Genomic DNA, 19,182 nt, shown 5'->3' with positions numbered 1-19,182 from the left:
TAAAATATTGACTTTTGAGGTCAATGTGTGGGAAAATAAGGGTATTCAAGGAGGTATTGAAAAATGAGAGATTTCATGAACGATTACACCATTTTTATCGCACTTGGTATTTTATTTGTATTACTAGCGGTTTATCTATTGTTTAGAAGAAAGAAACGATTGGATATTGAAACAAAAAATGATTTCAAAGAAGAAAAACCAACCAAGATTGAGTCAGATGATGCCGTTAAGGTTGCTTCAGAAAACGTCGATAATCAGATAATTGAAGATAAACCACTGACGACATCAAAGAATCTTACGAGTAAAAAAGAAACGATTAAGAAGGCAGAAGAAAGCCCAAAAATAACAGTTGTAGAAACAAAGAAAGTGATGAATGAGGATTCGTCTGAAGAAGATGATCCTAAAAAAGATAAAATCGAGAAGGGGCGTCCTTTAAAATACCACATCTCACAAAACAAAGACGAGACAAGCCCACATTACAAAAAGTGGCGCGTAAGAAAAGAAGGTTCTGATAAAACCATCAAGTACTATAATACTCAAAAAAAAGCGATTGAAGTCGCTGAAGACTTAGCTGAAAAAGCAGGCAGTTCAATCGTGATTCACAAGGTCGATGGAAAGATTAGAAAACAAGACTATTGGAAGAAAAAATAATGGAAGATCAATTAATCGCGATTCTAAAAGATAGTGACTTTGGACTTAAAGATGAACCGTTCTTCAATGAAGAAACAAGACGTTCTGCTAGAGGTCTTGTTTTTCTTCCCAATAACCAAGTTGCACTATTTCATAAAAAAAGAAGAACGAATATAAATTACCTGGTGGTGGAATTGAAAATAACGAGTCACCAGAGGCGTGTTTTAGAAGAGAGGTATTAGAGGAAACAGGCGTTGTTATTGACTCTTTGGAATACCTTGGGCACTTTATTGAAGAAAAATCTCAAAGTAATTTTAGGCAAATTAGCTATGTATATAAAGGCTACGGATCAATTCAACTCAACCATCTTGATTTGACGAAAAAAGAGAATGACGAAGGTGGTGAGGTGGTTTTTGTCAGTTTAAAAGATGCGTATCGTTTAATCAGTCAATCAAGCAAAAATTCGGTAGCTAGTATCCATGAAAACGCCTATGTGACAAGGTTTATCAATAAGAGAGATGCACTTATTGTTGAATTTGTTATAAAGAGTATGTAATAGAAAAATAGATTAACGAGACATTAATCGTTTAAGAAAGAGGTAACTAGTGGCAAAACGGAAAAAACAATCGGATATGGAAGCATTGATTATGCTTGTTGCAACACTAATAGCAGCAAGTATTGCTTTAATCATCCGCTTGATCATTTTTATCTATGATGTGGTGTCTTTTAAAAAGACGAAATATAAAGAAAAATCAGGTCAAGCGTTTTTTAAAATGTACTTAAATAAAGGGTATTATGGGGAATTCATTCTTTATCGTAAGTTATGTAAACTATTTGAAAACAAGCAGGTAATGACTAATCTCTATTTGGATGGAAAAAATACGACTGTAACAGAAATTGACGTACTTGTGGTTTCAACGAAAGGGGTTTACGTATTTGAAATGAAGAACTATGGTGGTTATATTTTCGGTTCTGAACAAGACAAACATTGGAAACAAGTCATGAACCGATTTTCTAAGCACGATTTCTATAACCCTCTTAGACAAAACTACGCTCACACGAAGGCGGTTGAAAGCTTTCTGCAAATTGATATAGAACACATCACTCCGATGGTTGTCTTTAGTAATCGTAGTAAACTATCAAAGATTAATGTTAGTAAGAAGCATTTCGTCGCGCACTTAAATCAAGCAATCAAAGCGGTAAAGGAAAAAGAGAAGTATGGTAAAAGCATTTTTACTAAGGAAGACCTAACTCAGATGATTGATAAGCTCACTTTAAGACAAAAGCAATCCGATGAGGTAAAAAGCCTACACGTACTTGAAGTGGAAAACTTAATCAAAGAAGAGATCAAAGTGACCGAGTAATCGGCACTTTTTTTTGATTGAGCATTTCAATTAACATTTCGAATTCGAAATGATAAACTGAATGTGGTGATAAGATGAAAAAATTAAGAATTAGGGATAACCACTTTCTTAGAAGTGATGCAGGATCCAAAAACATTACAAACCATGACCTACGATGAGCGCATTAGAAATGCCATTGAGGAAATTAAACTGGCTGATGAAGTTGGCCTAGATTTTTATGGTATCGGTGAACACCACCGAAAAGATTATGCGGCAAGTGCGCCTCACGTGATTTTGGCGGCTGCCTCAAGTGTTACTAAACGAATTACCTTAGGTAGTGCGGTAACCGTTTTATCAAGTGAGGACCCGGTAAGGGTTTACCAGAACTTTGCCACACTCAATGCCTTATCTAAAGGTAGAGCGGAAGTGATGGTTGGACGGGGGTCTTTTATTGAATCCTTTCCTTTGTTTGGTTATGACTTAAATGATTATGATGAACTGTTTGATGAAAAGTTAAATTTACTGGTTCAAATCAGAGATCATGAAATCTCAAGTTACGATGGAAACTACCGAAGCACTTATCGAAATCTTGGGGTTTATCCAAGAACAAAGGACTTAAGGATCAGTGTTGCGGTTGGTGGAACAATGCAGTCAGCAATTCGTGCAGGTAAACTAGGATTACCGCTTTTTGTGGCGATTATAGGTGGAGCACCACGAATGTTTAAGCCGCTCATTGATCTTTACAAAAAAACGTATCTTGAAGCTGGGCATGACGAAAGTAAAATGCACGTGTCTGTTCATTCGCATGGTTATGTTGCCGATACTTATGAAGAAGCGTTTGAGACGTATTACCCTTCCATGGAACAAGCGATGAATCAAATCGGAAGTGAACGCGGTTGGGGAAAATACAACAAGCGCAGTTATGAGTTTGCTAATGGATTTGATGGCGCACTCTACGTTGGAGATCCCGTTTATGTGGCAAAAAAAATACGTCATTTAAAAGAGACGCTTGGAATTGACCGGTTTACACTACACGTACCAGTTGGTTTCTTAGAACATGAAAAAGTATTAAAATCCATTGAGCTCTTTGGAACGAAAGTAAGAACATTACTTGAAGAGAACGTATAAATAGAAAAAACATTGGGTATATGTCATCCAATGTTTTTTTCTTAGTTCAGATTGATTTTTGGTTTGCCACGGTCTATTTTGCAAGATAAATCTCTGAAATGTTAATTGATTACTCTATGATTGTGTAACGATTTCTTCCTTTATTTTTTGATTCGTATAACGCTTTATCCGAACGAACAATTAACTCATCAATGGATTGGTCGGTTTCTTTAAATAAAGTAATACCAATCGAAATTGTGATTTTTGTTTGTTTACCTTCGGATTTAAAGACGTATTTGTTAATTGTTTTGATGAGTGCTTCAACGTCTGTTTGAAGTGCTTGTTTGGACTCTCTTCTTAACAAGAAGACAAATTCATCTCCACCCCAACGGTAAATGCGGTTATCTAAGGACTTAACTTCTTTAATAATTTTTGTGACGTCTTGTAAGATGACGTCGCCCATTTTATGGCCAAAACGGTCATTGATTTGTTTGAAGTGATCAATATCGAACAAAATAAACGCACAGACGCCATCTTTTTTGGCGTTGTTTTTCAAGTAGAGATCGAAATGACTAATGGCAACCCTTCTTAAATACGCACCAGTCAGCTGGTCGGTATTTGAGATTTTGATGATCGTCTCTTTTTCTTCTTGATTCCTCTTTTGATTGGCTTTTGAAATGTAGATGTAGTTCGTTATGGTAGCAAGGACAAAGATAATGACAAATCCAATAGAGACTTCGAACGAATAGTTAAGCATTGCTTGACGATTCTTGTTGCTGTATTCGGTAATGTCTTCGATGTATATACCCATCGCAACCACGAAGTCGTATGGTTCATAGAGTTTGGCGTATGTGATTTTTTCTGCTAAAACCTCACTGTTTGGCAGTTTGAAATGGTAAGTAAAATAGACGTCGCCGTCTTCTTTTATACCGTCTAGTTCGATTTGATAGGGTTTTTTACCATAGACCTCAGTATTGGTGGATAGAAGTGTGCCTGTGGGTGGGTTTGAATTTGGATGGATGAAGCGAATCGCGTAGTCATCGCCACCGTCGTAATCTAGGATTTGATTGATCCACATGTACGTGTCTTTATCATAAGACTGGCTTAAAATATCTTCTTTAATACGGACAAATACACGTTCATCGACGTAGTCTTTATTGACGCCTAAAAATAATAGATAGTCTTGATGAGTATATATGTTCGTTTGATAAAACCTTGGGTCTGCTTCAATCGCATCAAGGGATGTGATTGGAATGCCGAGTTCGTATTTCGTGATCCCATTTTCGACCAAATGAAGGCTAAATGCGTTTGGGATGATCGATTCTAATTGAGAAAGCTGATAAATCAGGTCATCACCTACGATTGCGCTATCTATTTGACGGTTAATAAAGCGATCCGCAACACTAAAAAAATAAGTCGTAAATGAATTTTTGTATTTCTCAATACGAATGATTTGGTTATCGACGCCTTCTTTGATTAAAACCTTTTTTTGTTCAAGCATAGCCTCATAGGTTTGTTTCGTATGAAATTGATTGATTCGGTTGATTGAAAACGAATAGAGTCCCACAATCAAGACCATCGTAATAAAAATGGTCAAAAGATTAATTTTATTGATGTGTTTCAAAGGGATCACCGACCTTATGCCTAATAGCCTAATTATAGCGTATTGTTGATGATTTGTCATTACGTGAAGCAAGTAAACACCTGGATTGTTTCCAAGTATGAAGTCATTCTAGAAGTTTTGATTCTATTTTGAATGGGTTTAGAAGTATTATCAATCGGTATTGTTAGTTATAAAAGATAAACAAAGGTCATTTCCATTTATAGTTCGAATCAATTTGACAACCATTTTATTGTTTGATAAATTAAACTTGGGTGGTGAGGTCATGAAAAAATTAGTCATGGGTTTATTGATCGTCTTTTTTAGTACACTTTTTTTCGGGTGTAAAAAAGAAGTCGTGTTAAAAGACGTTGATATGAAATTAGTAGTTGAAGAAAAATATAAGCTAGCGATCAAAGACGTGTATTTTACGATACCCATCGACTACGATAACTACGATTTAAGTGACCTGCCTGAACATTCGCTTGATGCCTTTAAGCTAATTCGAAAACACATGATTAGACAACGCTGTGAGGTTCGTCTTTATTTATCGTATGTTTTGACCACCATCGGGGATAAAATCGTTTATCATCTACCTAGGATTGATGATAAAGCCGATCTATTTGATGGTGTCGTTATGATAAATTATCCATACGCATACAAACAAGAAACGATAGTAGAGATTCTTAAGAGTCTAATCGAAAAGGATCACATGATGGATTCTGATTCACTTCGATTGGTTCACGCTTACTCCTATTATGGCGATACGAGTGAACGAACAAACCAAGACGGTTGTTTTCTGGTGAATACAAACCCTTATGGGCATTTAAATAAGACGTTTAAACCAGAGATGTTCTCAAAAGAACAACTGGTGTTTCATTTTAAAGCCAATCTTTATTTGGAAAACGAACAACCGAAGCTTTGGGTTGATGTGGCTTCCTATAAAGACTATCGTGCGTTTATTAAACATGGGCAACTCTACATTACAGAGGCGGCTGGCGGTTTCGATGAAAGATATATTTATCCAAACGTTCAAACCCTAACCGAATCATTCTAAGTTTTCTAACTTCTATCGATTAAGCCAGACTTTATTGAATTAGAAACGCTTAGTTTTTACTACAAAAGATGGCACTTTGATAGAATCGATTGACGTATTAAATAAAAAAAAATTTACATAGATTATTAACAGCTTAACCAAAATCAGAATAAAAGGCAAAAGAATTGACGCTTTGTCTTTTTTTCGTTGTATAATAAAACCAGTGAGGTGATGAGATGACCAAAATCATTGAAGTAGCAAATCTAACGAAATCTTACGGGCAAAATAAAGGTGTTTTCAACTTGTCGTTTGAGATTTTTGAGGGTGAGGTTTATGGTTTTTTAGGCCCGAACGGGGCAGGAAAAACCACAACCATTAGACAATTACTCGGGTTCATATTTCCCCAACAAGGTGAGTTTAAGTTGTTTGGTAAATGCTTGAATGAGGCCGAATTAGAGATTAAAAGAGACCTGGGGTATCTACCTGGTGAAATTGTGTTTTTTGAACACATGAGAGGCATTGATTTTTTAAATTATATACTAGAGCTTCGCGGTTTAACGGATCGAACCTATATGATGGAATTGATTACTTATTTTGAACTTGATGCGTCCGGTTATATCAAAAAAATGTCTAAAGGCATGAAACAAAAACTTGGGCTTGTTTGTTGCTTTATGCATCAACCAAAGCTGTTGATTCTAGATGAACCAACCTCAGGGTTAGACCCACTCATGCAAAAAAAGTTCATTGATTTAATTAAACAAAAGAAAAGAGAAGGGGCTACCATCTTTATGAGTAGTCACAGCTTTGAAGAAATAGAAAAGACGTGTGATCGGGTTTTAATCATCAAAGAAGGCAGAAAGCTTTCAATTGAGTCGATTGACGAATTAAAGAATAAAGTGAGTAAAACGTATTTGGTATCCTTTAAGGATCTAGAAGAGAAAAGGCGTTTTCTTCTGAATGACAAAGACGCCATTACTGCGGATAATCTAGATGTGATGATTAGAATCACAACGGAGTTAAATAAAGTCTTATTAAAACTATCCACCTACGATGTGACAAAAATTGAACTGCAAAAAGAATCACTTGAGCGATTGTTTATTGAACTTTATGAAACGAATGCGTTAGAAAGCGAGGCGGTGACTCATGAATAATGCGTTATTTAAACAAACCATTAAAGACAATTATAAGTTATTTTTAATCGTCTTTGGTGTAATGAGTCTTTATGCCGTAATCATCGTTTCAATGTATGATGCACAAGACATGGCAAGTTGGGACGAGTTATTAAAGATGTTTCCAGAATCATTGATTAACGCGATGGGATTTCGAGTGCTTGATCAAAGTTTTGTAGGCTACATCGCGGGCTATTACTATGGGTTTTTGATGTTGTTGTTTCCAATGATTTATTTGGGGTCTGCCTCAATGAGAATTCTATCGAAATACGTCGATAACACCTCGATGGCTTTATTGCTTGCCACACCAAATAAAAGAAATAAGATTAGTTTTACGAGTGCTATATTCTTATTAAGTTCCATTAGCTTACTCATAATGATGGTTGCGTTTGTTATCTATCTATGTGCGGTCTTAATGGTTGGCGAGGTAGCAAATCTTTCAAGATTTATCCTGCTTAATCTGAACGTCGTTGCTTTATTTTACTTGCTTTCTGGGATTGGCTTTTTCTTTAGTGCAATCTGTAATGAAACCAAAGACGCACTTATGTATGGCACAGGTATCCCTATCTTGTTTTTTGTCATTGATATGCTAAGAAATACGAACGATAAACTCGATTTCTTGAAGTATTTTTCTGTTTATAGTTTATTTGACACAAACTTGATTTTTAGTGAATCAAACCAGGTATATTTGAACATGCTTGTTTTAAATTTACTGGCCATAGGTTGTTATTACTTTGGGATTAGGTTATTTGAAAAACGTGATTTACCAATATAAATAAAATAATTAGGAAATTGAATTGTCTTGTGGTATACTTACAAAGGCATACTTGAAAATGAAGTGTTTGATGGATGACACTTCATTTTTTAATGCAAAAAACGAAGAAAAGAGAACTTATGAACGAATTTAAAAAATTAGGTATTATCGATGAAATATCAAAAGCAGTAACGAAATTTGGTTATTTAACACCAACACCGATCCAACTAGAAGCCATTCCAGTGCTTTTAGATGGTAAAGATATGTTAGCAAGTGCGCAAACCGGTACAGGAAAGACCGCTGCGTTTGCCATTCCAATCTTACAAAGACTCTATGAAGATAAGACAGACAAGCGCTTGATCAAAGCACTTGTGTTATCGCCAACCAGAGAGCTCGCGAATCAAATTTTTGAAAACTTCAACGCTTATAGCATTTACTTAGGTATTCGAAGTGTGGTTATTTATGGTGGTGTCAAACAAAGAGAACAAGAACACCAATTAAGAGGTGGCGCTGATGTGCTTGTGGCAACACCAGGCCGATTATTAGACTTAGTCAATCAAAAAATTGTGGACTTAAAAGACGTATCTTACTTTGTCTTAGATGAAGCCGATCAAATGTTAGACATGGGCTTTATAAACGACGTAAAGAAGATTGTAAAAATGATTAAAACCGAAAGACAAACCATGCTCTTTAGTGCAACAATGCCTAAGACCATTGAAAAATTGGCGGCTGAGGTATTAAAAGACCCAGTTAGAGTGATGGTGACACCGGTGACAAAAACACTAGATCAAATTACCCAATCGGTTTATCACGTCGCAAAGAAAAAGAAAACATCATTGTTAGTCGAACTGATTAAAAGTGAAAAAATGGCATCTGTACTCGTTTTTACAAGAACCAAACAAGGGGCAAACAGAGTCACTAAAGAGTTACTTGAAAAAGGCATCAGGACCGAAGCCATTCATGGCAATAAATCACAAAATGCCAGAGAAAGAGCGTTAGAGAATTTCAAAAAAGGTAAAACAAACGTGTTAGTAGCAACCGATATAGCAGCAAGAGGGATTGACATAGAAGCCCTTTCTTACGTCTTTAACTATGATTTACCAGAAGTACCAGAAACCTACATCCATCGTATCGGTAGAACCGGTCGCGCAGGTCTAGATGGTATTTCGATTTCATTTTGTGATGTGTTAGAAAGAGACCTATTAAAGGCAATTGAAAAACACATTAAAAACCCAATTGATGTCAAAACCTTAGAAGGCTTTGTCTTAACAGAGCCAACGAATGTATTAGACACAAGACCAAAACTAGAACCTTCAAAAACAGGAAAACCAAAACGTGGTCAAACAAACAAACGATTTACAGACAAAAAAAAGTCAGAACCATTTAAAAGAGACGAACGTCAACAAGTTGGTAAAACCTTTGAGTCAAAAAGTGATTCTTCGGTCGGTGGTTTTAAGAAAACTTTTGGGAAAACTGAAGGCGGAAAATCAGACTTTAGACAAGGCCGTACGTCTGCAAGAAAATCATCATCAAGTCAAACGACGTATCATAAAAAGAGTGGTCGTTAGTAACCTAAATAAAAAAGAGATGAAATCCCCTAGATAACTTGGGACTTCATCTCTTTTTTTAATGATTAGTGTTTTAATAAATCAATTTCATTAAACCCATACGCACTTAAATCATGGTGAGACACAATGACAATTGTTTTGTCACTTAATTTAGATAGGTTTGTAAGGAGTATAGTTTCTGTTTCTCTATCAAGAGCAGAAGTTGCTTCATCAAGTAGGACGATTGGGCAGTTTTTAATGAGTGCTCTTGCAATCGACAGTCGTTGGCGTTGACCATTGGATAACCCATAGCCACCTTCACCTAGTAGGGTATTATAGCCCAAAGGTAGGTCATTGATGACTTCTAGCACACAGGCTATTTGACAAGCTTTATTGAGTGTTTCTAGTTGGACGTCCTTACCCAAAGTAAGGTTGTCTTTGATGGTTTGTTGAAGTAAGAATGAATCTTGAGGGACGTAAGCGAAATAGTCTCTGGTGTGTTTTCCTATAATAATGTTGGATTCAGATTCAAGTAGTATTTGTCCTTCAGTGGGTTCTAACAAACTCAGTAATAGTTTTAATAGGGTCGTTTTCCCTAAACCTGAAGGGCCTTTTAACCAGTAAATTTTGTTCTTATCTAACGTCAGACTCAAATCTTTTAGAACTGGTTTATCAGTGTAAGAAAATGACACCTTATCGAATATGATTTTATCAAATTTAGTAGGTGTCTGTTTGATAATCACTTCTTTTTCAATTTGATTTAGCACCTCTAGACGTTCAATCGAGGCATTCATTTGAAAGTACTTAGGAATTAATTGAGATAACCCTGAAAACGGGTTTTGGATATTGGAAACTAATTGAATAATGGCGGTTAAAGAACCGATTGATAGAAGACCTAAACTGATTTGATAAGCACCAAAGACGATAGAGAATGCATAACCAAAACCGAAGAATACATTCATACCTAGAGATGAAAAAACGCTAATTTTTTGTTTTTTCATTCGTCTAATAAACAAATCATCAGAAGTTTTTTTGATTGTATCAGACATTTGTGATTCGATTTGGAAACTCTTAATCACTTCTAAGTGTGTTAAAGACTCACTCATCTCTTGGAATAATAATGATTCTTGTTCAAGGGCCTGTTGATGTGACTGTCTAATTGGTTTTTTGATGAGTAAGGCCGAGGCTAGTAAAAGTAGGCCAAGACCCAAAAATAGTAACGCAAATACATCAGAGACAAGATATAAAACGACAAAGGCAAACAGAAACCTTAATATGAAGAATAGAAACTTTGGATAAACATCAATGATCGCTTCACTTGTAAACATTAAGTCTTGTTTAAATAGATGAAGGTAGGTTTCTTTATGTGTTTTCTTTAGTGTTTGATAGTCACCACGAATAAGAACTTGATAGTAATCCCTAAATAGCATTGAATAGAGTTTATTATAAGCGTATGACTTGTAGTAATATGAAAACGTTTGGAATAAGAGCTGTGTCACAAGAATAAAAATGAGTAGGACACCATATTTATAAAATTGATCATTTTTATCGACGGCATAGTCGATGGTTGTTTTTGAATAGTAAGCAAAAGAAACGGCAGTAATCGACATTACAATCGATGATAACGATAATAATATCACGGGTTTCTTAATGAATGCTGAGTAGGGTTTAAAAAATGTTGGAATAATTCGCACTGACCTCACCTCTTAATAATAGTGTAACACAACTTTATAATGGGAAGACAATATAGTTTTATCTATGCTATAATTAAATTGAAATGGACGTGAAGCAATGAGTAACTATCAAATTGCAGGCATCAATCTTAGGATTAATCAAATTGAACAATCGTTTCTTACAAACAGTTTAAAGCCGTATGAATCGACACATCAACCTGCCTATGTCATTGACGTCAGGCAAGCAGATGAGATATTACCTTTATCAGAGGGGTTAGTTAAGGAAAGCACTTACCGACGTATTTTCCAAAATGATGGCAATACAACGGTCCAGGTCTATCATAAAGAAGGCCATATTCGTTATCAAATCAGTTATGATAAAGACTGTATCAATCAATCTATCTTAATATCTTCGAAAGAAACGAAGATTGACGAAGCAGAATACATTTTGGTTTCGATGAGCTTTCTTGAACTATCTTTACGTCTAGGTTACATTAACCTTCATGCCTCTGTGGTTGTTAAGAATAACGAAGCGTATTTATTTTGTGCGCCATCGGGCACAGGGAAAAGTACGCATTCGAATTATTACTTAGAAGCATTTAGAGACGCATTTATTTTAAATGATGATAAGCCACTGATCAAAGATGGTATGGTCTATGGCACACCTTTCTCAGGTAAAAATCGATACAATAAAAATGAAGTATATCATATAAGAAGTATCTATTTCATTAAACAAGGACCTTTAGAAGTTAGAACTTTAACCATTGATGAGAAACTAAAGCAGTTGATCATGAACAGTTTTAGACCAGACAAAAAAGAACTTCTAGATGCATACTTTAAAAACATTGAGTATTTATTGACGTTACCAATCCATGAAGCAATACTAACAAATTCGATTGAATCCGTCTATCTGACGTATTATCACATCATAAAGGAGAAACTTATGCAACTAAAACCAGGGTATGTTCTAAGAGAAGTAGGTAGCAAATATATCGTGATTCCAGTAGAAGAAGCGTCGCTGGATTTTAATGGTATCATGACATTAAACAAAACGGGTAAGTTATTATTTGAATGTTTAAAAGACGAACAAACCGTTGAAGATTTAGTAAACGCGTTGACTGCCAGTTATGAGGTAACAGAAGAACTTGCGAGAAAAGACGTCATTGGTTTTATTGAGCATTTAAAGAAACACCAACTACTCAAATGATAATTAATAATGAAACCTTAATGCCACTGATCATTGAATCTCTAAATGAAGGTAAACTGACCTCATTCAAAGTTAAAGGGCAGTCTATGTGGCCATTTTATAAGGATGGTAAAACAAGTGTGTACTTAAAAAAATCGACCTATAAGAAGAATGACGTCGTATTATTTAAGTATAAGGGCAGTTATTACTTGCATCGTATAAAAAAGATCAATCAACATTTGGTGGTTTGTCGTGGTGATGGCAGTCTTTATAAAGAATTCCCAAACAAAAGTGATATTTATGGCAAAGTAGTCTTTTACGAACACAACAATAAAAAGAAAGAAGAAGCGAGTATAACACATCAATTCATTGTGTGTTTTTATGGACTAATTCCATTTAAGAAGCTTCTGTTTAGGGTGTTTAAATGAAAACTTTAATTACTGAGTTAGTCGTTAAGGCGTTATCAAAAGAAACGTTTGAAGGCAAAATCACAGACGAAAGACAGATATTTGTTCGTCTAATGGAAAATGGGTTATCTGGTCTTGTGTTACCATACATCAGTGATACCAACAGAAGCCAATCCTTTGTTACTTACAAAACACAGGTACTTTATGATTATGTGACAACCGATCTGAAACAACAAAAAGTCATTGAGTTGCTGAGAAAGACATTTCAAGAGCATCAAATTCGATTTGTCTTTTTAAAAGGGACAAGAGTTAAAGAACTCTATGAGCATACTTATATGAGAGGTATGGGAGATATTGATGTCTTACTTCTAGATCAAGAACTACAAAAGGCGGAAAAATGTCTTAAAGAATTAAACATTAATTTGGTATCTAGAAGTCTTGCGCACGACTTGTATGAAACAAATGAGGGTGTATTAATTGAACTTCATCCAAGACTTGATCATGAGTTTAATGACAAGTACGTACTTTTTAGAAACACACTCGACTACCTTAAACCATTAAAAGGGTATGAATATACATTTGATGAAACCTTTGAACTGCTTTATTTGATGTATCATTTGGCAAAACACTTCGAGAGTAGTGGTGTAGGTTTAAGAAGTATACTGGATATTGGTTTATATGCAAAAAGATACGAAGACAACATAGACAATAATAGAATTGAAACCTATCTTATTGAAATGAAAATGAAACGGTTTTATCAAGTTTTACTCTTTTTAAACAAAAAACTCTTTCAAATTGAAACCGATTTATTGGACGCTGGTTTTATGATTGAAAACGATAAAATAGAAGCGCTAGTAGATTATATTTTTGTCTCCGGTATCCACGGAAAAGGCAGTCAATTCAATCCGATGGCACCTAGATTATCCAATTCAAAGAACAGTAAAAAAAGGCCATTTAGAGTGCTTTTACAAACCGTGTTTCCAAGTCTTAAGCACATGAAAGAAATGTATCCCATTTTGAAGAAAAATGTTTGGTTAATTCCATTGTTTTATTTGGTGCGTTTATTTGATTTAGCTGTGTTTAGGCATAAAGAAAGCGCAAAAAAAGTTAAATTACTCAATCAAGGCGAAAAAGAACGAAAGAAAATAGAAGATATTTTTGACACCTTAGGGCTTTACTAAGCCCTTTTCTTTTTATTTACAATATCTTTACTATAATCTATTTACTTTGCATTGCAAAACGTTGTTTGCTGTGCTATTCTATATATATAGAATTAAATAGACTCTAGGAGGAAAGAAAGTATGCAAGAAAAACAGAAGTACGAAACACCTACCCTAGAAGTAGTAGAGTTTGAATTAAAAGACTCGATTGCTTTAAGTGGGCAAGGCACCTCTGGTACCAGTGGTAATGAAGAGTTTTGGGGTAGTGACTGGTGAGAAAGACAGTTATTACACTATTACTCGGTTTATTTTTATTCGTTGCAAGTATGCCAATCTTGGCAAGCAACAATTTCACAGTGGAGATTGAAACGTATTTAGACAACACGCAAAAAGGCAATCCCTCCCCAGGGATACCAAACAAACGACGTGGTGAAAAAATTACATTTTCGAAATCTGGTCCTAGTGACTATGATTTCGCATTTTACGCTGTCAATGGTGTCATCCGAGATGATTTACCAGAAGACTATCAGTTCACAGTTCGCTCGAATCTAAAGATTACCGCAATCTTTCATAAAGCCAATCGTGGCGGTAGTTCGCTTGAACATGTGGTTGTGTTTGCAGATTCCAATGGCCATATACTTGATGTGACTTATGTCATACCAGGTGCAAGTGTAACAGAACCTGCAAATCTTCCAAGTAAACCAAACATGGTTCACTCAAACCCTAAGTGGAAAACAACCAGTGGGATTACTTCACTTGATGATATTAGCTCAAGCCGTGTTTACTTCTTACAGTATTCAGTTAGCGAAGTTTCTACCTTTACAGTTACAACTAACGCAGAGACTAATAAAACAAACTATGAATATAACGAAGTAGCAACCCTAACTGCGAACCTAGAAAACGAAGGCGTACCTTTTAGTCATTATGAAGATGCTAAAGGGCATGTCTTATCGACTAACCGTATTTACAAGTTCACAGTGTTTAAAGACATTACTGTTAATGCGGTTTATGGTAATGAAAAACCATCAACACCATTAGTCAATATGTCTGATACGTTATCACTAAGAGGTGATAACACAACCTCATACGTTGGTCAATTTGAACTGTCAAGTGGCTATGAACTTATTGAATATGGGTTCGTTATCTCAAGAAGTAGTGATGTCTTAACGCTAGAATCATTAGGCGCTAAGGTCATTGCTTCAAACGTTCACAATGGTGAAACAAGAGAGTTCCTTAGAACCTTTGAAAATGACGCTTACAACAGTATTAGAGCTTACTTGATTGTCTTAAACACTAATGGCGAAGAGGCAGTTGAAGAAGTTATTTATAGTGAGAATTATAAGAGAACACCTGAGTCAATTGGAGAAGCAGGGACTTATTCAGCAGGTTTTGATGGAATCAGTAAGGCAAGTTATGCAAAAGCTGATGTCATAGTGAATGATATTTCTTGGACTTTAGATGAGGCATTAGTTGCTGCGGATGATCCATTAAAAATAGGAACACACTCTGTTCGTTCTAAAGGACAAATTTACACGAACAGCGGTTTTTCAGGAATAACTAACATAACGTTTAAAGCAGCAATTTATGGTAGTGATGATCCAAATAGTGTCTTAGTAAGTGTTTCAAACGACGGGATTAATTGGGTAGATGTAACCGATGCTTTGGTAGGAAACACTCTTTCCTCGGAACTACAAGACTATTCTTTAAACTTAACTAATTCAAGTTTATTTAATGAGTCAACATTGTCCACATCAGAATTACTTAGGGTCAAACTTGAAGTTGCTGTATTAGGTGAAAGAATTAACATCGATGAGATTAATATAATGTTTGATGCTTTCAACGGACCAATCCACGAAATCAAGTACAATGTCGATGGTGTTGTTACAGAAGAAATGATTGCAAATAACGGTAGCATCACATATGAACCTACCAAGGAAGATCATGATTTTGTTGGTTGGTACTATTTGGATGCTGAAAATAACCAAGTAGATTTTAGTGGTCCTATTATTCAGTCAAGAACGTTGTATGCAAAATTTGAAATACAATCAAGGACCATTACATTCCATTATAATGGTGCTGATGGTGGACAAATGCCTGCAACACAGGTCGTTCAAATCGGATCACAGGCCGTTCTGCCAATACCAACAAGAACAGGTTATGTTTTCTTAGGGTGGTTTAATGAAAGTTTAACAACTGAGTACGATGATCCATATAAGATGCCTACAATCAACAGAAATATGTATGCAAAATGGGAACAAACAGATGAAGGAAAAGTTTTAGATGACCTAAACTCAATCAGTCTGCCAAGTGTTATTACTGAAGCCACGACATTAGATTTGATAGATATAGGTACTAATGGATCAACAATTACATGGAGCTCTTCAAATGAAACTCTAATTAACCCAATAAGTGGTGTAGTTACACTTCCTACTGATGAAAATACAGAAGTAATTTTAACTGCTACTGGAGTGTTCAATGGTGTTGAAAGAAGTAAAACATTTGTGATAACGGTAAACAAACAAGGTTCTTCAGCAGTTCAAAAAGAAATAACATATAAATTTAAATCAAAATCATGGGAAGCAACTTCATCGATTGATGGCGGAGATGAGACTGCAGAAAATTGGACTTTGGTTAAGGCTGGTAATGGATTTGCTACTCAAGGAATTCAGGTTTCAACTGGCGCTTCTGGTGCAAAAGGGACTTCTAAGTCAATCGATAACATAGTCGCAATTGAAGTTATATATGCCACAAACGCATCTAAAGGTAAGGGAACAATAGAAGTGTCAATTGGCTCATCCATTGTTCAAACTTATATGGTAACGACAGTTGGCGGAGTAACACCAAGATCTGCGGGAATTGTTTCGATTGATAATCTTTCTGGTGCTGTTAGCATTGAAGTTACAACAACTACAAATTCAATATATATCAATAGTATAATTATTACCTACTTGGACTAGTCACACCTATAGTTGATAACGTAGCACCTACGTTAAGTATGAATGAAGAAGCGATACTAACGTACACTGTAGGGGACCCTTTTAGCGATATTATTGCTTCTACATGGTGTGAGGGTATAGATAATGTTGATGAAACCGTTGATTGCGAATTTTTAAGTCACGGGATTGTTAATACATCCATAGCTGGCACCTATATATTAATTTATCAGGCAACAGATAATGCAGGAAACACCGCAGAATTAAGGCTTACCGTTACTGTGTCTGATGTTGTTGAATCAAACCCTGATGTGCTTGCTTATTATAGTAGTGCTGAGGGATTATCAGGAAACACACTATTTTTAGAATTGAGATCGATCATTCAAGCCGACATGATTAAGGTATCTTATAGTGATGCTCGTTATATTTTAGATGAAGCTGATCAAGACCCAAATAACTCGAACAATGTATTGACAATTTATGATCGTCAATCAGTTTTAGGTGCATGGGACGGAACCACTTATACAAGAGAACATGTATGGCCAAATTCTAGACTTGGAGTATCAAGAGTAAGTAATTCAACAAAGAATATCGGAACCGATTTACATAATTTAAGAGCTACCATTCAATCAACAAACAGCTCACGAAGCAACAAATATTTTGATTTTACAACAACAAATGACGCTTATTACCCTGGCGAGGATGATAAGGGTGACGTGGCTAGAATACTATTTTATATGGTAGTCATGTACCCGAATCTCGATATTGTCAATGTAATTACAAGCGCGATGGATGAAGCGACTTACAAAGAAGACGGCACTTACATGGCTAAGATGTCTGTACTTCTACAATGGCACATCGAAGACCCAGTGGATGATTTCGAACGAAATAGAAATGAAGTAATTTATAACTATCAAAACAATCGAAATCCATTCATTGATAATCCGGATTATGTTGCTTTACTGTGGGGAAATAATCCTTCTACAGTATCAAATTCAAGTCAGTTCATTAATTAAATAATTGGCACAAACTCTAAACTGAGTTTGTGCCAATTTTTATAAATTATGATATGATAAAATACAGAGGTGATTTACTTGAAACGAATGTTGTTATTGATGTTATTGATGTGCTCGCTAACGAGCTGTTCAAAAGAAAAAACGGAATTAATATTAACCCCTCCAAAAGAGGTTGTTTTTAGTGAATCAACGTCTTTACTTTCATGGGGTGAGGTAAGTGGTGCTGATGCTTATGTCGTAAGCATCAACAACAAACTGATTGAAACGAAAGATACGTTCGTGGATTTAAGTGATTATCTAACAGGCAATTATGTTGTGATGGTAAAAACTGTTAAAGGTGATGCGTCGTCTTATTTTTCTGAGTATTATAAGTTTAGCATTATCAAAGACATTGAATTAGAACTGATCTATGATGAATCATTTATTCGTCTTCAAACAGAAGTGACGGATTTAACATTTCATGTGTCAGTTAAACATAAGAACATTGAAGTTAAATCCTATGAGCTTGAAGAACGACAATTGACTTATGAGCCCTTAGATGGTCTTGTTTTATATCATATAAAAGCGACTTTTAATGGTGTTGTTGTCTATGATCATGAGTTTTATATTAACGTGGATGGTTACACAAAACCAAAAGATGAAACGTCATTAAGTCTTCAAACCTCTTTTTTTGGCGTTCTCTATTTTAACGGTAATGAAGTAGATGAAGCTTCTTATGAAATAATTGACAACCGACTCAGTGTCTTTAGTGACTATTTAAATCAGTTTAATGATGGTATCTATCCGCTTGAAATTAGAGGCGAAACGAATTACGTGACATTTATTTATTTGACGGTTGACCCTAATCCAAGAATCACCTCAAGTAGTGATGTCATGTATACCGGTTCAGATCTAATTTTTACCTTTGATTTGTATGGGGGCTCATTTGTTGGGTTATCAAGTAACCCCAACATTAAAAAAGAAGAGTATGTGATTAGTGAGGATCAGGTGTTAATCAAAAAAGAATACATCGAGCGATTGATATATCTTGATCCAAACCAAAAAGAGCGTTATACTAACCTATGTTTTTGATCATAAAAACGGCACTCAAATTGGATTTATCACTATCCGCTTAACCTAGGTTAGGCGGTTTTTATCTAAGTTAGAAAAAGGAGTACCAAATGAAATTAGTTTTATATGAAACAAAGTACGAAGCGGACTTTTTGTCATTAAAGGTTCAAAAGGAATCAGAAAAATTCATTGAGAGTCAGAAAGACACATTAAAGGCGTACCATGAAATGGCCTATGATATCGCATGGAAAATCTATCTGTTTCAATTAGAAGACGAATTTGTTGGCTATTTAATGGTAGGGTTGAATTCAATGGGGGATTTATTTTTAGATCGCTTTTTAATGGATTATCGATATGAGAAAAAAGGCTATGGACGCTTATTTTTTAAATTGTTTAAAGATACAATTAGTAGCGATTATCCAGGTGTGGCAGATTTGTTTTTAAGTGTCAATGTGAAAAACGAAAGAGCCATTCGTTTTTATGAACAACAAGGTTTTGTAAAAACAAACTACCTAGATGGCAATGATCCAATCTATCAACTTAAGATAAAAAAATGTGTATAAATTATAAT

The 19,182-nt window shown here is 35.3% G+C and carries 19 protein-coding genes; 17 read left to right on the top strand and 2 right to left on the bottom strand.

The features are described 5' to 3' along the window. Positions 1–63: 63 nt before the first annotated feature. From BN853_RS09055 to BN853_RS07695, 5 genes are all read left to right on the top strand, one after another. A complete protein-coding gene (locus BN853_RS09055) occupies positions 64–651 on the top strand; it encodes a DUF2188 domain-containing protein (RefSeq protein ID WP_030005384.1) in 588 nt (195 codons plus the stop codon). Next, entirely contained in the window at positions 651–872 is a 222-nt protein-coding gene (locus tag BN853_RS07710) for a hypothetical protein (protein WP_030005383.1), read from the top strand. Before BN853_RS09055 ends, BN853_RS07710 begins: the two co-directional genes overlap by 1 nt. Continuing rightward, positions 824–1,186 carry an NUDIX hydrolase gene (locus tag BN853_RS07705; RefSeq protein ID WP_084232972.1) on the top strand — a complete coding sequence of 121 codons (363 nt, stop codon included), beginning with the start codon at positions 824–826 and terminating at the stop codon, positions 1,184–1,186. Before BN853_RS07710 ends, BN853_RS07705 begins: the two co-directional genes overlap by 49 nt. A 49-nt stretch (positions 1,187–1,235) precedes the next feature. Continuing rightward, positions 1,236–1,994: a nuclease-related domain-containing protein gene (locus tag BN853_RS07700; protein WP_030005381.1), complete on the top strand. Its 759-nt coding sequence runs from the start codon at positions 1,236–1,238 to the stop codon at positions 1,992–1,994. A 96-nt stretch (positions 1,995–2,090) separates the two neighbouring features. Next, positions 2,091–3,101 (top strand): Atu2307/SP_0267 family LLM class monooxygenase, encoded by a 1,011-nt coding sequence (locus BN853_RS07695; RefSeq protein ID WP_282430950.1) that lies wholly within the window; start codon positions 2,091–2,093, stop codon positions 3,099–3,101. A 109-nt stretch (positions 3,102–3,210) separates the two neighbouring features. Here BN853_RS07695 and BN853_RS07690 read toward each other — a convergent pair whose 3' ends face one another. Further along, on the bottom strand, positions 3,211–4,704 hold the full coding sequence (locus BN853_RS07690) for a sensor domain-containing diguanylate cyclase (protein WP_030005379.1): 1,494 nt from the start codon (positions 4,702–4,704) through the stop codon (positions 3,211–3,213). 262 nt (positions 4,705–4,966) lie between these two features. Between BN853_RS07690 and BN853_RS07685 the strand changes: the two genes are divergently transcribed. The 4 genes from BN853_RS07685 to BN853_RS07670 all read left to right on the top strand — a co-directional run bounded on the left by BN853_RS07685 (position 4,967) and on the right by BN853_RS07670 (position 9,207). After that, positions 4,967–5,737: a hypothetical protein gene (locus tag BN853_RS07685; protein ID WP_030005378.1), complete on the top strand. Its 771-nt coding sequence runs from the start codon at positions 4,967–4,969 to the stop codon at positions 5,735–5,737. Between the two features lie 215 nt (positions 5,738–5,952). Further along, positions 5,953–6,867, top strand: coding sequence for an ABC transporter ATP-binding protein (locus tag BN853_RS07680; RefSeq protein WP_030005377.1), 915 nt, complete (start codon positions 5,953–5,955; stop codon positions 6,865–6,867). Then, positions 6,860–7,660: an ABC transporter permease subunit gene (locus BN853_RS07675; RefSeq protein ID WP_030005376.1), complete on the top strand. Its 801-nt coding sequence runs from the start codon at positions 6,860–6,862 to the stop codon at positions 7,658–7,660. Before BN853_RS07680 ends, BN853_RS07675 begins: the two co-directional genes overlap by 8 nt. Positions 7,661–7,779: 119 nt before the next feature. Beyond that, positions 7,780–9,207: a DEAD/DEAH box helicase gene (locus BN853_RS07670; protein WP_084232995.1), complete on the top strand. Its 1,428-nt coding sequence runs from the start codon at positions 7,780–7,782 to the stop codon at positions 9,205–9,207. A 65-nt stretch (positions 9,208–9,272) separates the two neighbouring features. On the opposite strand, the gene BN853_RS07665 is transcribed toward BN853_RS07670, so the two are convergent. Next, positions 9,273–10,880: an ATP-binding cassette domain-containing protein gene (locus BN853_RS07665; RefSeq protein WP_030005374.1), complete on the bottom strand. Its 1,608-nt coding sequence runs from the start codon at positions 10,878–10,880 to the stop codon at positions 9,273–9,275. A gap of 97 nt (positions 10,881–10,977) precedes the next feature. Between BN853_RS07665 and BN853_RS07660 the strand changes: the two genes are divergently transcribed. From BN853_RS07660 to BN853_RS07630, 8 genes are all read left to right on the top strand, one after another. Beyond that, complete coding sequence (locus tag BN853_RS07660) at positions 10,978–12,066, top strand: PqqD family peptide modification chaperone (protein ID WP_030005373.1); 1,089 nt, start codon at positions 10,978–10,980, stop codon at positions 12,064–12,066. Continuing rightward, positions 12,063–12,473, top strand: coding sequence for a S24/S26 family peptidase (locus BN853_RS07655; protein ID WP_030005372.1), 411 nt, complete (start codon positions 12,063–12,065; stop codon positions 12,471–12,473). The genes BN853_RS07660 and BN853_RS07655 overlap by 4 nt, the downstream gene beginning before the upstream one ends. After that, a complete protein-coding gene (locus BN853_RS07650; RefSeq protein ID WP_030005371.1) occupies positions 12,470–13,633 on the top strand; it encodes a nucleotidyltransferase family protein in 1,164 nt (387 codons plus the stop codon). Before BN853_RS07655 ends, BN853_RS07650 begins: the two co-directional genes overlap by 4 nt. A gap of 120 nt (positions 13,634–13,753) precedes the next feature. Next, positions 13,754–13,888: a hypothetical protein gene (locus tag BN853_RS09140; RefSeq protein ID WP_030005370.1), complete on the top strand. Its 135-nt coding sequence runs from the start codon at positions 13,754–13,756 to the stop codon at positions 13,886–13,888. Next, entirely contained in the window at positions 13,885–16,569 is a 2,685-nt protein-coding gene (locus BN853_RS07645) for an InlB B-repeat-containing protein (protein WP_030005369.1), read from the top strand. The genes BN853_RS09140 and BN853_RS07645 overlap by 4 nt, the downstream gene beginning before the upstream one ends. A 38-nt stretch (positions 16,570–16,607) precedes the next feature. Beyond that, positions 16,608–17,561 (top strand): endonuclease, encoded by a 954-nt coding sequence (locus BN853_RS07640; RefSeq protein WP_030005368.1) that lies wholly within the window; start codon positions 16,608–16,610, stop codon positions 17,559–17,561. 78 nt (positions 17,562–17,639) lie between these two features. Further along, positions 17,640–18,632 carry a hypothetical protein gene (locus BN853_RS07635; protein ID WP_157869953.1) on the top strand — a complete coding sequence of 331 codons (993 nt, stop codon included), beginning with the start codon at positions 17,640–17,642 and terminating at the stop codon, positions 18,630–18,632. A gap of 89 nt (positions 18,633–18,721) precedes the next feature. After that, the gene (locus BN853_RS07630) at positions 18,722–19,174 is read left to right on the top strand and encodes a GNAT family N-acetyltransferase (RefSeq protein ID WP_030005366.1); all 453 of its coding nucleotides are present in this window, start codon (positions 18,722–18,724) and stop codon (positions 19,172–19,174) included. Positions 19,175–19,182 lie beyond the last annotated feature (8 nt).

The organism is Paracholeplasma brassicae (assembly GCF_000967915.1).
Taxonomy (GTDB): domain Bacteria; phylum Bacillota_I; class Bacilli_A; order Acholeplasmatales; family UBA5453; genus Paracholeplasma; species Paracholeplasma brassicae.
This window is presented reverse-complemented; position numbering and strand designations above follow the sequence as displayed.